The sequence below is a fragment of the Pseudomonas sp. NPDC087342 genome (assembly GCF_044744265.1).
Lineage (GTDB): Bacteria > Pseudomonadota > Gammaproteobacteria > Pseudomonadales > Pseudomonadaceae > Aquipseudomonas > Aquipseudomonas nunensis.
Window position 1 is genome coordinate 1 of the sequence record NZ_JBIUXZ010000003.1, and the last position, 12,921, is coordinate 12,921.

General features: G+C 59.8%; 14 protein-coding genes. 8 read left to right on the top strand and 6 right to left on the bottom strand.

Translation table 11 applies throughout. The annotated features are described in order from the left end of the window. Positions 1–314 precede the first annotated feature (314 nt). Together rhtA and ACIOYV_RS10380 are read left to right on the top strand one after the other, a co-directional pair. Positions 315–1,202 carry a threonine/homoserine exporter RhtA gene (gene rhtA / locus ACIOYV_RS10375; RefSeq protein WP_401323453.1) on the top strand — a complete coding sequence of 296 codons (888 nt, stop codon included), beginning with the start codon at positions 315–317 and terminating at the stop codon, positions 1,200–1,202. A gap of 169 nt (positions 1,203–1,371) precedes the next feature. Continuing rightward, positions 1,372–1,653, top strand: coding sequence for a hypothetical protein (locus ACIOYV_RS10380; protein WP_054052208.1), 282 nt, complete (start codon positions 1,372–1,374; stop codon positions 1,651–1,653). Here the strand turns inward: ACIOYV_RS10380 and ACIOYV_RS10385 are convergent. Continuing rightward, on the bottom strand, positions 1,640–2,218 hold the full coding sequence (locus ACIOYV_RS10385; RefSeq protein WP_401323455.1) for a TetR/AcrR family transcriptional regulator: 579 nt from the start codon (positions 2,216–2,218) through the stop codon (positions 1,640–1,642). The two genes, ACIOYV_RS10380 and ACIOYV_RS10385, sit on opposite strands and share 14 nt — an antisense overlap. Positions 2,219–2,309: 91 nt before the next feature. On the opposite strand from ACIOYV_RS10385, the gene ACIOYV_RS10390 reads away from it, so the two are divergent. Further along, the gene (locus ACIOYV_RS10390) at positions 2,310–3,038 is read left to right on the top strand and encodes an SDR family oxidoreductase (protein WP_290024891.1); all 729 of its coding nucleotides are present in this window, start codon (positions 2,310–2,312) and stop codon (positions 3,036–3,038) included. A gap of 37 nt (positions 3,039–3,075) precedes the next feature. Next, the gene (locus ACIOYV_RS10395; RefSeq protein ID WP_401323457.1) at positions 3,076–3,666 is read left to right on the top strand and encodes a 2-hydroxychromene-2-carboxylate isomerase; all 591 of its coding nucleotides are present in this window, start codon (positions 3,076–3,078) and stop codon (positions 3,664–3,666) included. 45 nt (positions 3,667–3,711) lie between these two features. Here ACIOYV_RS10395 and ACIOYV_RS10400 read toward each other — a convergent pair whose 3' ends face one another. From ACIOYV_RS10400 to ACIOYV_RS10415, 4 genes are all read right to left on the bottom strand, one after another. Next, complete coding sequence (locus tag ACIOYV_RS10400; RefSeq protein WP_401323458.1) at positions 3,712–5,520, bottom strand: aminopeptidase P family protein; 1,809 nt, start codon at positions 5,518–5,520, stop codon at positions 3,712–3,714. Positions 5,521–5,585: 65 nt separating this feature from the next. Next, on the bottom strand, positions 5,586–6,743 hold the full coding sequence (locus ACIOYV_RS10405; protein ID WP_401323460.1) for an aminotransferase class V-fold PLP-dependent enzyme: 1,158 nt from the start codon (positions 6,741–6,743) through the stop codon (positions 5,586–5,588). A gap of 206 nt (positions 6,744–6,949) precedes the next feature. Then, a complete protein-coding gene (locus ACIOYV_RS10410; RefSeq protein WP_401323461.1) occupies positions 6,950–7,561 on the bottom strand; it encodes a LysE family translocator in 612 nt (203 codons plus the stop codon). A gap of 101 nt (positions 7,562–7,662) precedes the next feature. After that, complete coding sequence (locus ACIOYV_RS10415) at positions 7,663–7,932, bottom strand: hypothetical protein (protein WP_054052195.1); 270 nt, start codon at positions 7,930–7,932, stop codon at positions 7,663–7,665. A 391-nt stretch (positions 7,933–8,323) separates the two neighbouring features. Here ACIOYV_RS10415 and msuE point away from each other — a divergent pair, with 391 nt between their 5' ends. From msuE to ACIOYV_RS10435, 4 genes are all read left to right on the top strand, one after another. Then, positions 8,324–8,887, top strand: coding sequence for an FMN reductase (msuE, locus tag ACIOYV_RS10420; RefSeq protein WP_123510419.1), 564 nt, complete (start codon positions 8,324–8,326; stop codon positions 8,885–8,887). Between the two features lie 10 nt (positions 8,888–8,897). Continuing rightward, positions 8,898–10,043 (top strand): FMNH2-dependent alkanesulfonate monooxygenase, encoded by a 1,146-nt coding sequence (gene ssuD / locus ACIOYV_RS10425; protein ID WP_054052194.1) that lies wholly within the window; start codon positions 8,898–8,900, stop codon positions 10,041–10,043. Between the two features lie 140 nt (positions 10,044–10,183). Next, the gene (locus ACIOYV_RS10430; RefSeq protein WP_054614054.1) at positions 10,184–11,371 is read left to right on the top strand and encodes an acyl-CoA dehydrogenase family protein; all 1,188 of its coding nucleotides are present in this window, start codon (positions 10,184–10,186) and stop codon (positions 11,369–11,371) included. Between the two features lie 22 nt (positions 11,372–11,393). Further along, positions 11,394–12,497 (top strand): sigma-54-dependent Fis family transcriptional regulator, encoded by a 1,104-nt coding sequence (locus ACIOYV_RS10435; protein ID WP_054052190.1) that lies wholly within the window; start codon positions 11,394–11,396, stop codon positions 12,495–12,497. Here the strand turns inward: ACIOYV_RS10435 and ACIOYV_RS10440 are convergent. Then, the gene (locus ACIOYV_RS10440) at positions 12,494–12,859 is read right to left on the bottom strand and encodes an antibiotic biosynthesis monooxygenase (protein WP_401323465.1); all 366 of its coding nucleotides are present in this window, start codon (positions 12,857–12,859) and stop codon (positions 12,494–12,496) included. The genes ACIOYV_RS10435 and ACIOYV_RS10440 overlap by 4 nt on opposite strands. Between the last annotated feature and the right edge of the window lie 62 nt (positions 12,860–12,921).

Sequence of the window (12,921 nt, forward strand, 5' to 3'; positions counted from 1 at the left end):
GAGGCGAATTCTACAGCGTTACTCGCTGCTGTCAACACCTCTTTTTCAACTCCTTTCGCGCCTCGATGAACTGAAGCAACTCACTGCCGAAACCTGCGTAACTCTTTGTTTACCAAGGAGTTTTCCGTTTCGACTGCGCCGGAAGTGGGGCGAATTATAGACTTCCAGAATCTGCCGTCAACCCCTGATTCAGCTTTTCTATCAGGACACGCAAAATCCCTGCTTATATATAGACGCGACCTCTACGAATGCGCAGTATATTGCCCAACACATAAAACAACACTTTCGCTTCCTGCCTTGGACGATGCCTAGCAATGAATGACCAACCCCGCAGCCTTGCCTCGACCCTCTTCTCGGTTGGCCTGCTAATAATAGCCATGGCATCCATCCAGTCTGGCGCCTCCCTGGCCAAAAGCATGTTCCCCATTGTCGGCGCTCAAGGGACCACCACCCTGCGGCTGATCTTTGCCAGCGTGATCATGCTGCTGCTATTGCGTCCATGGAGGGCGAAACTCACCGCAAAATCCCTGCGCACCGTCATCATCTATGGGATGGCGCTGGGTGGCATGAACTTCCTCTTCTATATGTCCTTGCGCACGGTCCCGCTCGGGATCGCGGTAGCGCTGGAGTTCACCGGACCACTGGCTGTCGCCATCTACGCCTCACGTCGTGCCATCGACTTTTTGTGGATCGCACTCGCCGCCGTCGGCTTGCTGCTATTGATACCAACGGGAGCCGCAACGGCCGGTATCGATCTGGTGGGAGCAGGCTATGCGCTCGGCGCCGGTGTCTGCTGGGCACTGTACATTCTGTTTGGCCAGAAGGCCGGGGCAGACAATGGTGTAACGACCGCCGCCCTGGGCGTGATGATCGCCGCACTGTTTGTCGCCCCTATCGGCATCGTCCACGCGGGTGCCGCCTTGCTGACCCCGTCGCTGATCCCTGTCGCCATCGGTGTCGCGCTTCTGTCTACCGCCCTGCCCTACACCCTGGAAATGATCGCACTGACCCGGATGCCGGCACGCACCTTCGGCACACTGATGAGCATCGAGCCCGCCATCGGCGCGCTCTCAGGCCTGCTGTTCCTCCATGAATACCTTTCCTTGTCACAATGGATGGCCATCCTCTGCATTATTCTGGCCTCTATCGGCGCCACCATGACCATGGGGAGTGCCGCCAAGCCCGCGGTCGCGGCAGATTGATAGCGGATTTGACGAAGCTCTGGTATTTGCCGCGCAATTAGGCCATGTTTAGGCCCGCAACCCAGTGCCACACATGGACTTTTTCAGATAAGGACATCGGAGCGCGTCAAGCGATAGCAAAAGCGAACGCAGACCCGGGCGCCAGATCCGGGCCGCAATAAGGAAAGTGATGAAACGAATTTTGATACTGATCGCCATACTTGCAGTTGCAGGCTGCGCGGCGACCTCGAGAACCCAGGTCAAACACGGCAAGAAAGGGCTGCATATCAACTGTTCGGGGCTCTCGTCCTCCTGGGACAAGTGCTACACCAGCGCCGCCAATTCGTGCGCGCCCAAAGGCTACAAGGTCATCGCCAAGTCGGGAGACTCGGTGGAAGAGCCCGGCGACTATCCGTTCGGTCTCAACCCCGCCGGCTACACCAGTCGCAGCATGATCGTCATTTGCAAATAGACGGACCCCGCCCGGCAATCTGGCGGCCAATCTCGTCTTGACTGGACTGCAGCACGGTTCTCTGGATATCAGGAGTGGCCAACATTCGCGCCACCACCAGCGCGCCAATGCATTGCGACAGAATCGCCCAGGCCAGGCTGTCGCTGTCCAGAATCCGCGCCCAGCTCTCCTGAAGCCGACAAATCCAGATCTCTGCCTGTTGGCGTACCACCAGATCTGAACGAGCAATCTCCGCCCCCAACGCAGGCAGCGCACACCCGGCCTCCGGCTGCTCGACGTGAGACATGCTCAGGTAATGCTTGAGGCAGCGCTCGAGCCTGGCGCGATCTTGCTCACCATGCCCACCCAATCGGTCCAGGCTTTGGCAGAGTTCTCGCTCGACGATGGCAGCGAACAGTTCATCCTTCGACGAGAAGTGACTGTAGAACGCCCCGCCACTCAAACCGATCGCCTTCATTAAACCATCGACACCGACCGTGGCAAAACCCGACTTCTTGGCCGACAACGCGCTGCTTTCCAGCAACTTCTCTTTGGTTTCCAGCTTGTGATTGGGCGAGTAACGCATTGCCTTGTCCTCAGATTGATCGCCTTGACGCTGGCCGGATCGTAGCATAACGTTCGTTTAGTTAACGATCGTTTACCAAAGGGATCTACCCATGAATAACAAGAAGGTCGTACTGGTTGTCGGCGCGGGGGATGCTACTGGCGGCGCCATCGCAAAGCGTTTCGCACAGGAAGGTTTCATCGCCTGCGTCACTCGCCGCAGCGCCGATAAACTCCAACCGTTGGTCGACGCCATCAAGGCCAGCGGCGGTGAAGCCCATGGTTTTGCCTGTGATGCGCGCAAGGAAGAGGACGTGATTGCGCTGGTCGAGCAGATTGAAACCCAGATCGGTCCCATCGAAGCGTTCGTCTTTAATATCGGCGCCAACGTGCCGTGCAGCATCCTCGAAGAAACCGCGCGCAAATATTTCAAGATTTGGGAAATGGCCTGCTTCTCCGGCTTTCTCAATGCCCGCGAAGTGGCCAAGCGCATGGCCACTCGCCAACGGGGCACCATCCTGTTTACCGGCGCCACCGCCGGCTTGCGCGGTGCCTCGGGGTTTGCCGCGTTCGCCGGTGCCAAGCACGGCATTCGTGCCCTGGCCCAAAGCATGGCCCGGGAACTGGGGCCGATGAACATCCATGTCGCGCACGTCGTAGTCGACGGCGCCATCGACACTGACTTCATCCGCGAAAGCTTCCCGGAAAAGTACGCGACCAAGGATCAGGATGGCATTCTCAACCCCGAGCACATTGCCGAAAACTACTGGTACCTGCACAGTCAGCCACGGGATGCCTGGACCTTCGAGCTCGACCTGCGCCCCTGGAACGAACGCTGGTAAGCCCTCCCCCTACAACAATAAGCAGAGTGCATCGACCATGAGCAAAACCGTGGAGTTTTACTTCGACCTTGGCAGCCCTGCCACCTACCTGGCGTACACCCAACTACCGAAGATCTGTGCGCAGACCGGCAGCCAGTTGATCTACATTCCGATGCTGTTGGGCGGCGTCTTTAAGGCCACCGGCAATGCCTCACCGGCGATGATCCCGGCCAAGGGTCGCTACATGTTTCAGGACCTGGACCGCTACGCCAAACGCTACGACGTGCCGCTGAAATACAACCCGCACTTCCCGATCAATACGCTGCTGTTGATGCGCGCCGTGACTGGCGTGCAATTGCGCCAACCGGAGCGTTTCCAGGACTTCATCGATTGTTTGTTCACAGCACTGTGGGTGGAAGGCCGCGGCCTTGATGACCCGGCGACCGTCGCGGCCGTATTGAAGGAAAACGATTTTGACCCGAACGAAGTGCTGGCCCTGACCGCCGATGAGGAGGTCAAAGCCGCACTCAAGGACAACACAGAGAAAGCCGTGCAACGCGGCGTGTTCGGTGCGCCGAGTATGTTTATCGATAATCAGCTGTTCTTCGGCCAGGACCGACTGGACTTCGTCCTTGAAGCCTTGAGCTGAATGAAATGAGCCAGGCGCTCGAGCGAGCGCCTGAACTCAAGTCGATCAGATAGCCGCGGTCCGGGTGTTCAACCACTCAAGCGCGGCACCATCGAGCAGCGGGCTCAAACGCTCACGCACTTCAGCGTGATAGCCGTTGAACCACTGTTTCTCGTCGTCAGTCAGCAACGATGGCTCCAGGCATCGAGTGTCGATCGGGCAAAGGGTCAGGGTTTCGAATTTCAGGAATTCGCCGAATTCGCTCTTGCCTGCTTCACGGTTCAACACCAGGTTTTCGATCCGCACTCCCCAGCGACCCGGACGATAAGTCCCTGGCTCAATGGAAGTGATCATCCCCGGCTGCATCGCGGTTTGCGGTGCTGCGGCGGCTTGATAGGCAATCACTTGCGGGCCTTCGTGAACGTTCAGGAAGTAACCGACGCCATGCCCGGTGCCGTGACCGTAATCAACGCTCTCCGCCCAGATCGGCGCGCGGGCAATCGAGTCCAGCAACGGCGACAAAATGCCCCGAGGGAATTGCGCACGGGACAACGCGATCACGCCCTTGAGCACACGCGTGCAATCGCGCTTCTGCTCGTCGGTTGGCGTGCCGACCGGCACCATGCGGGTGATGTCGGTGGTGCCACCCAGGTACTGGCCGCCGGAGTCGATCAGCAACAGACCGCCGCCTTCGATCACCGCGTGCTCTTCTTCGGTGGCGTGATAGTGCGGCATCGCGCCATTGGCGTTGAACGCGGCAATGGTATTGAAACTCAGCGAAACATAATCCGGGCGCCGGGTACGGGCCGCGGTCAGGTGTTCGTCGATGGTCAGTTCAGTGATGCGCTCACGACCCCAGGCCGATTCCAGCCAGGCGAAGAATTCGCACAGCGCCGCGCCGTCCTGCTCCATGGCCCGACGAATGTGCTCAGCGTCGTCCAGGCTTTTGCGGGATTTGGCCAACGTGGTCGGGTTCAAGCCTTCCAGCAGTTTGACGCCGCTGTCCAGGTTATCCAGCAACCCGGCAGTGACGCGGGCTGGATCGACCTGCAAACTCGCACCGCTCGGCACGCCGCGCAAGGCATCGGCCACTTCACTGTAATCGCGCAGGGTCACGCCGTCCTGTTCAAGGATGGCGCGCAACTCGGTGCTGACTTTGCTCAAGGCCACAAACAAAGTTGCCTGTTCCTGACTGATCAAGGCGAAGGACACAAACACCGGGTTGAACGACACATCGCCGCCGCGCAGGTTGAACAGCCAGGCGATGTCGTCGAGGGTGGCGATGAAATGCCAGTCGGCACCGCGCTCCTGCAGCACTTCGCGCAGATTGGCCAGCTTCTCGCCACGACTGACCGTCGCTTGTGGTGGCAAGTGTTGATAAATCGGTTCGTTCGGCAGGTTTGGGCGATCACTCCAGACTTCGCTCAACAGATCGATGTCGGTGCGCAGACGAGCACCGCGTTCTTCGAGTTTGCCGCCCAGCGTACGCGCCGAGGCCACAGCCATCACCGCGCCATCGACGGCAACCACGCCACCTTCAGGGGTTTGTTCGGCCAGCCAGTCCAGCGGCCCGGGTTGACCCGGTTGCAGCTTGACCAGTTCGATGCCGCTGCCCTTGAGCTCCTTGCTCGCTTGTTCCCAGTAACGGCTGTCGGCCCAGACGCCGGCGAAATCCGGCGTAACAATCAGGGTGCCGACCGAGCCGTGGAAGCCCGACAACCATTGCCGACCTTGCCAGTAACCCGGCAGGTATTCCGACAAGTGCGGGTCGGCCGACGGCACCAACAGGGCGTGAATGCCCTCGCGGTTCATCAGCTCACGGGTTTGCGCCAGGCGCTGGGGTACCAATCCATTGGTCAAAGGCTGCGTACTCATCATGTCTCCTGCTAACCACTTCATCATTATTGTTGAGTGCCGATCTGAGTCGGCGCTTTACCGGCTTATTGCCAGAACGCCGGGGCGCTGGCATTGGCCGCTTTAATCAGTTCGATCGCTTGGTCGATGTCCTGCTCGGTGGTGAATCGCCCGAGGCTCAAACGGATAGTGCGACCGGCCGTACGGGCGTCGTGCCCCAGGGCCAGCAACACATGGGATGGCGCATTGCTGGCGGAATTGCAGGCCGAGGTCGCGGAAAACGCGATCGAATGGCCCAGCGCCGCCGCGTTGAACTCACCTTCATTGAAGGTCAGGCTCAAGGTGTGGGGAATTCGTTGGGTCGCGCTGCCGTTGAGGCGCACGCCGGGGAGGCTCAGCAGTTGTTCGAGCAAGCGCTCGCGCAGATGCACGATGGTGGCTTTCTCGTCATCAAACAAACTCGCCGCCAACGCAAACGCTTCGCCCATGGCGACGATCTGGTGCGTGGCGAGGGTGCCGGAACGCAAGCCGCCCTCGTGACCGCCGCCGTGAATCTGCGCCTGCAACCGCTGTTGCGCACGCGGACCGACATACAGCGCGCCGATGCCTTTGGGGCCATAGATCTTGTGTGCCGAGAACGACATCAGGTCCACCGGCCATTCGGCCAAATCGATCACGACTTTACCGGCGCCTTGGGCCGCATCGACGTGAAACAACGCGTCACGATTACGCACGACCTGGCCGATGGCCGGGATGTCGTTGACCGTTCCCAGTTCGTTATTCACCAGCATCAGCGAGACCAAAAAGGTGTCGTCGCGCATGGCTTCGCTGACCGCTTGCGGTGTGATCAGGCCTTCAGCATCCGGCACCAGATAGGTCACCGCCACACCGGCGTCCTGCAATTGTTTCGCGGTGTCGAGAATCGCCTTGTGTTCAATCTGGCTGGTGATGATGTGGCCGCCGGACACACCGCGGGCCTGGGCGACGCCCTTGAGCGCGAGGTTATTCGATTCGGTGGCGCCAGAGGTCCAGACGATCTGGTCCGCCTGGGCACCGACCAGTTCGGCCACCTGCTGGCGCGCCTGCTCGACCGATTGCCGGGCCTGCTGGCCAAACGCATGGGAGCTGGACGCCGGGTTGCCGAAATTGCCGTTGAAACCCAGACACTCGACCATAACCTTGATGACCCGCTCATCCACCGGCGTGGTGGCGGCGTAGTCGAAATACAACGGACGTTTATTCATAAAAAGACTCGCAGAGCGTGTTCCGGGATCAGGAGGCTCGTGACTGAACAGTTCAAAGCGTCACCTTGTGGGCGACGCCGAATTATCCGCACCTCAGCAATACCTGATCGGAGGCCGTTAAAGAAGAACAACTTCATTTAAAAGTGCGTAGGAACGCTCCTGAAGTCGAGCTTAACAGGCATCGGCCAACCGGTTGAAGCAATGCGTCAGCTAAAGCTTTCGATCAACAACGGATACAGCGAAGCCACCAGCAGCAGGGCCATGCCCCAGTTGAAGATCCGCAACCAGCGGCGATCCTTCAACACATTGCGCAACAACGTTCCACAACCCGCCCACATGCCGACACTCGGCAGGTTAATCAGGGCGAACACGGCGGCAATCACGATCACATTGGTGAAGTAGCCCTGCATCGGCGTGTAAGTACTGATCGCGCCGATAGCCATGATCCAGGCCTTGGGATTGACCCACTGGAACGCGGCGGCGCTGAGGTAAGTGATCGGTTTGCTTTCGCCCTGTTCGTTGTCGGACACCGGGCCGGAGTGAGCGATTTTCCACGCCAGATACAGCAAATACGCCGCGCCGACGTAGCGCAGGACGGTGTAGAGCAACGGATAGGTTTGAAACACCGCGCCCAAACCAAAACCCACTGCGACCACCAGGACGAAGAAGCCGCAGGTGATACCGAGCATATGGGGGATGGTGCGGTTAAAGCCGAAGTTCACGCCCGATGCCAGCAACATGGTGTTGTTCGGGCCGGGTGTGATCGATGTCACGAGGGCAAACAGGGCGAAGCCCAGCAACAGATCAAGCGAGAGCATGGGTGGCAGTCCGTCAGGGTCAGTCAGGTATTGACCCTATCGCACGCCTTGCGGGAAACCCATGGACAGTTGGGTAAAAGTTCAAGCAGTACAGTCGCGGATCAGCTAGGACGACCGTGAAGGTGTACGGCACGTTCAGCGTTCATTTCGCCCTGGCTATCAAAGCCAAACGACTTGGTTGGCTGGCCGAGCAATGCAGCTTTTTTCGCGTGGTATTCCTCAAACGACAGACCTTGGCGATTCAACGCTTCCATCGCCAGTTCCTTGGTTTCCTCGGCGGTGTAGGGCCGCAGTTCAGGCGAAACATGGCTGGCACATCCAGCGAGAACGGAGACGGCGAGGAGCAAGGAAACAGTGAGTAAGCGGTTCATGGTGAGCGTCCTGACAAGGTTGTGTTTGGCGATGTGTGAAGGCTACGCCCGGCCTGCGTTTGGCAGAAATCAACGCTCTCGATAGTGGGTATCAGGGGCCGCGGGACCGCAGCGCCGCATATTCTATAAAGATCTATAAATATCTTTTAATGATCTTTTACGGAATAACAGCAAGCCTTTATAACAACTGCATTGCTTCACCCGCTGTTGCCCACGCAACTGTTTGCCAGGCAACAGCCATTCAACAAATGGCCCTGCCAGTCACACAGTCTGCGTCGACCATAACGCTGAAAGCCCCGGGATACGGGGCTTCGAAGGATTGGTACAGGTCTTGCTCAAGCCCAGTGACTATTCACTGCTCCCTGAGCAACTGTTTAAAAAGGAACTGATCATGTCGCGTCCATTGAAAGTCGTTGCCCTCTCCGGCGGTACCTGGCGTCCGTCCCGCACCTTGGTGCTGACCCAAGCGCTGTTGGCCGAACTCGGCGAGCAATTGCCGATCGAGAGCAAGTTGATCGAACTGGGCGACATCGCCCGACCATTGGGCGCCGCCCTCGCCCGTCAGGAATTGAGTGCGGAGATCGAAGCCGAGCTGCAAGCCATCGAAAGCGCCGACCTGCTGATCGTCGCCGCGCCGGTTTATCGCGGCTCCTACCCTGGCCTGCTCAAGCACCTGTTCGACCTGATCGACCTGAATGCGCTGATCAACACCCCGGTGTTGCTGGCTGCTACCGGTGGCAGCGAACGCCATGCCCTGGTACTCGATCATCAGCTGCGGCCGCTGTTCAGTTTCTTCCAGGCCCTGACGCTGCCGATTGGCGTGTACGCCACCGAAGCCGATTTCTCGAATTATCAAATAACCAGTGAGCCCTTGAAGGCCCGCATTCGTCTTGCTGCAGAACGCGCCGCGCCGTTGTTTGGCGTGCACCCCAAAAATCTGCTGAAAATCGCTTAAGGATCTCTTCATGGATGTTTTCTGGTTCCTGCCCACCCACGGCGACGGCCATTACCTGGGCACCACCCAGGGCGCCCGCCCGGTGACGCTCAACTATCTGAAACAAGTGGCGCAAGCCGCCGACAGCCTTGGCTACTACGGCGTGCTGATTCCCACCGGGCGCTCCTGCGAAGACTCATGGGTGATCGCTTCGGCGCTGGTGCCGTTGACCGAACGCCTGAAATACCTAGTGGCGATTCGTCCGGGGATCATCTCGCCGACCGTTTCAGCGCGCATGGCTGCCACCCTGGACCGTTTGTCCAACGGCCGCTTGCTGATCAACGTGGTGACCGGTGGCGACCCGGACGAAAACCGTGGCGACGGGATCTTCCTCGATCACAGCGAACGCTACGAAGTCACCGACGAATTCCTGCACATCTGGCGTCGGGTGCTGCAAGGCGAATCCGTCGACTTCGAAGGCAAACACCTGCAAGTGCAGAACGCCAAGGCGTTGTATCCGCCGGTGCAAAAACCCTATCCGCCGCTGTACTTCGGCGGCTCTTCGGAAGCGGCCCATGAACTCGCCGCCGAGCAGGTCGACGTGTACCTGACCTGGGGCGAGCCACCGGCCGCCGTGGCGGAAAAACTCGCCGATGTGCGCGAGCGTGCCGCGCGTAACGGGCGCACGGTGAAGTTCGGGATTCGTCTGCACGTGATCGTGCGCGAAACCGCCGAAGAGGCGTGGAAAGCCGCGGACAAACTGATCGAGCACATCAGCGACGAGACCATCGCCGCGGCACAGAAGTCGTTCTCGCGGTTTGATTCCGAAGGCCAGCGGCGCATGGCAGCGTTGCATGACGGGCGGCGCGACAACCTGGAAATCGCCCCTAACCTGTGGGCCGGCGTCGGCCTGGTGCGCGGCGGTGCCGGGACGGCGCTGGTAGGTGATCCACAGCAAGTGGCGGCGAGGATCAAGGAATACGCGGACCTGGGGATCGAGAGTTTTATCTTCTCCGGTTACCCGCACCTCGAAGAGGCGTATCGCTTTGCCGAACTGGTGTTCCCGCTGCTGCCGGAGCCGTATGCCAGTCTTGCGGGACGTGGCGTGACCAACCTCACCGGGCCGTTTGGCGAAATGATTGCCAATGATGTGCTGCCGGCAAAAGCGTCGGCCTGACACTGCCTGACACTGCTCCTGTAGGAGCGAGGCTTGCCCGCGAAGAACGATCACGCGGTGCATCGGAACCACCGCGGCGCCTGCTTCGCGGGCAAGCCTCGCTCCTACAGAAAGCGTCGTCCATATAAGGAATTCCCCGCGTGACGGCCAAACCACAAAGCGCCCTGCTCTCTCCCTTGCACACCGCCCGCCAATTGGCGGCCGAGTTTGCCCTGACCGCCGTCGAACGCGACGAACGTGGCGGTACGCCCAAGGCTGAGCGTGACGCCCTGCGCAACAGCGGTCTGCTCGCGCTGAGCATTCCCACCCAGTACGGCGGCCTCGGCGCGAGCTGGAGTGAAACCCTGACCATCGTGCGCGAGTTCGCCAAGGTCGACAGTTCGATTGCCCACGTCTTCGGTTTCCATCACCTGATGCTCGCCACCGTGCGCCTGTTCGCCAAACCCGAGCAGTGGCAGCCATGGTTCGAGCAAACCGCGCGCAAAAACTGGTTCTGGGGCAACGCCCTGAATCCGCTGGACACCCGCACCGTGGTGAAAAACCTCGGCGGCTGGCGCGAGTTTTCCGGCAAGAAAAGCTTCTGCTCCGGCGCCAGCGATTCACAGATGCTGATCGCCTCGGCGGTGGATGAAACTGCTGGCGGCAAACTGTTGATCGCCGCGATCCCCAGTGGTCGCAGTGGCATTACCCTGCACAACGACTGGAACAACATGGGCCAGCGCCAGACCGACAGCGGCAGCGCCACCTTCGAACGGGTGCGGGTCGAAGAGTCTGAATTGCTGCTCGATCCCGGTCCATTGAGCACACCGTTCGCCTGCCTGCGGCCGTTGATCGCGCAACTGACCTTCACCCACATGTTCCTCGGCATTGCCGAAGGTGCGTTTGAAGAAGCGCGGCAATACACCCTCACCGAAACCCGGCCCTGGCATAAATCCAGCACCCAGGATGTGCGGGAAGATCCGTATGTGCTCGCCCATTACGGCGAATTCTGGGTGGCCCTAGAAGGCGTTCGCTTGTTGGTGGAACGTGCCGCCGATCTGCTCGACAAAGCCTGGGCCAAAGGACCGAATCTCAGCGCCGAAGAGCGTGGACATCTGGCGACGGCGATTGCCACGGCCAAGGTCGCCGCCACTCGCAATGGCCTGGAACTCTGTAGCCGACTGTTCGAAGTGACCGGCGCGCGTTCGACCCACGCCTCGCTGCGACTGGACCGGCACTGGCGCAATCTGCGCACGCAAACCCTGCACGACCCTGTGGATTACAAACTCCATGAACTGGGTGATTGGGCGTTGAACCAGTCCCTGCCGATTCCGACTTTCTATTCCTGACCTTCTCTTCATGGAGCCTGCCATGCAACTGCTGACCCTACCGCCCTCGCCCGCCCTGGCCACGTCTATCCGCGCCACCGCGCAGGTGTTCGAAGACCCGAAATCCCAAGCCTTGCTCGCGCATTTGCAACAGGTCGCACCGAGTGAAGCCAGCGTGCTGATCATCGGTGAAACCGGCACCGGCAAGGAGTTGGTGGCGCGGCATATCCACAACCTCAGCGCACGGCGCAACCGGCCATTCGTGGCGGTGAACTGCGGCGCGTTCTCCGAATCCCTGGTGGAAGCCGAGCTGTTCGGCCACGAAAAAGGCGCGTTCACTGGCGCCCTGAGCGCCAAGGCCGGGTGGTTCGAAGAGGCCGATGGCGGCACCTTGTTCCTCGATGAAATCGGCGATTTGCCGATGGCGATTCAGGTCAAGTTGCTGCGGGTGTTGCAGGAGCGGGAAGTGGTGCGCCTCGGTTCGCGCAAAAGCATTCCGATCAATGTGCGGGTGCTGGCCGCGACCAACGTGCAACTGGAGAAAGCCATCAACGCCGGGCATTTCCGCGAGGATTTGTACTACCGCCTCGACGTGGTCAGCCTGGAACTCAGCCCGTTGCGCGACCGTCCCGGCGACATCCTGCCGCTGACCCGCCACTTCGTCGAAGCCTACAGCCAGCGCCTCGGCTACGGCACCATCACCATCAGCAAAGAAGCCGAGCTGAAACTGCGCAGCTACAGTTGGCCGGGCAATATCCGCGAACTGGAAAACGTGATTCACCACACCCTGCTGATCTGCCGTAATGGCGTGATCGAACGGGATGACCTGCGCCTATCGAACATGCGCATCGAGCGTCAGGACGATCACCACGGCACCGTCGACGATTCACCGGAAGCCTTGCTCGACCGTGCGTTTCAAAAGCTCTTCGAGGAACAGGCCGGAGCGTTGCACGAGAAGGTCGAAGACGCGTTGTTGCGCGCGGCGTATCGCTTCAGCCATTACAACCAGGTGCACACCGCTGCGTTGCTCGGCCTGAGCCGTAACGTGACCCGCACGCGGTTGATCAAGATCGGCGAACTGGCAGTGAACAAGCGTCGGCCCACGGAAAATGTGCAGGGCGAGCGTTTGATGCAGTTGTCGATCTAGCTCACTAGATTGCAGTGCAGCGCATCATCGTGACTGCGCTCCAGGCTGTGCAGCACCTGGAATGAACCGAAGGTCACGGTTTTCGCCTGATGGGCGCGAATCAGTTGCCAGAAATCCTGCTCACCGCTTTCAAAGCGCTGGAACGCGGCTTCCCCGGCCTCGCGGGACTGCCATTGCAGGTAATTGAGCACCCGTCGGCCATCGTCACTGGCCTGGATGCTCGCGCTCAGGAAACCACTGAAATCCTGGGCCAGGCGCTCGGTCTGGGCGGACAGCGCCGAGACCAGCGCGGGTTGTTGATGAGGCTCGATCTCGAATTCGATCAATTGGGTGAAACTGCGGTTTTTCTCTGACGTTGGCATGAATAGTCCCCACTCACCTTGAAACCGGATTTGCGATCCGAAGGCCTGCAGGGTAAAACCTC

Bases quoted from the DNA above. Each gene is read 5' to 3' on its own strand.
- rhtA (WP_401323453.1), top strand. From the start codon at position 315: ATGAATGACCAACCCCGCAGCCTTGCCTCGACCCTCTTCTCGGTTGGC.
- ACIOYV_RS10380 (WP_054052208.1), top strand. From the start codon at position 1,372: ATGAAACGAATTTTGATACTGATCGCCATACTTGCAGTTGCAGGCTGC.
- ACIOYV_RS10385 (WP_401323455.1), bottom strand. From the start codon at position 2,218: ATGCGTTACTCGCCCAATCACAAGCTGGAAACCAAAGAGAAGTTGCTG.
- ACIOYV_RS10390 (WP_290024891.1), top strand. From the start codon at position 2,310: ATGAATAACAAGAAGGTCGTACTGGTTGTCGGCGCGGGGGATGCTACT.
- ACIOYV_RS10395 (WP_401323457.1), top strand. From the start codon at position 3,076: ATGAGCAAAACCGTGGAGTTTTACTTCGACCTTGGCAGCCCTGCCACC.
- ACIOYV_RS10400 (WP_401323458.1), bottom strand. From the start codon at position 5,520: ATGAGTACGCAGCCTTTGACCAATGGATTGGTACCCCAGCGCCTGGCG.
- ACIOYV_RS10405 (WP_401323460.1), bottom strand. From the start codon at position 6,743: ATGAATAAACGTCCGTTGTATTTCGACTACGCCGCCACCACGCCGGTG.
- ACIOYV_RS10410 (WP_401323461.1), bottom strand. From the start codon at position 7,561: ATGCTCTCGCTTGATCTGTTGCTGGGCTTCGCCCTGTTTGCCCTCGTG.
- ACIOYV_RS10415 (WP_054052195.1), bottom strand. From the start codon at position 7,932: ATGAACCGCTTACTCACTGTTTCCTTGCTCCTCGCCGTCTCCGTTCTC.
- msuE (WP_123510419.1), top strand. From the start codon at position 8,324: ATGTCGCGTCCATTGAAAGTCGTTGCCCTCTCCGGCGGTACCTGGCGT.
- ssuD (WP_054052194.1), top strand. From the start codon at position 8,898: ATGGATGTTTTCTGGTTCCTGCCCACCCACGGCGACGGCCATTACCTG.
- ACIOYV_RS10435 (WP_054052190.1), top strand. From the start codon at position 11,394: ATGCAACTGCTGACCCTACCGCCCTCGCCCGCCCTGGCCACGTCTATC.
- ACIOYV_RS10440 (WP_401323465.1), bottom strand. From the start codon at position 12,859: ATGCCAACGTCAGAGAAAAACCGCAGTTTCACCCAATTGATCGAATTC.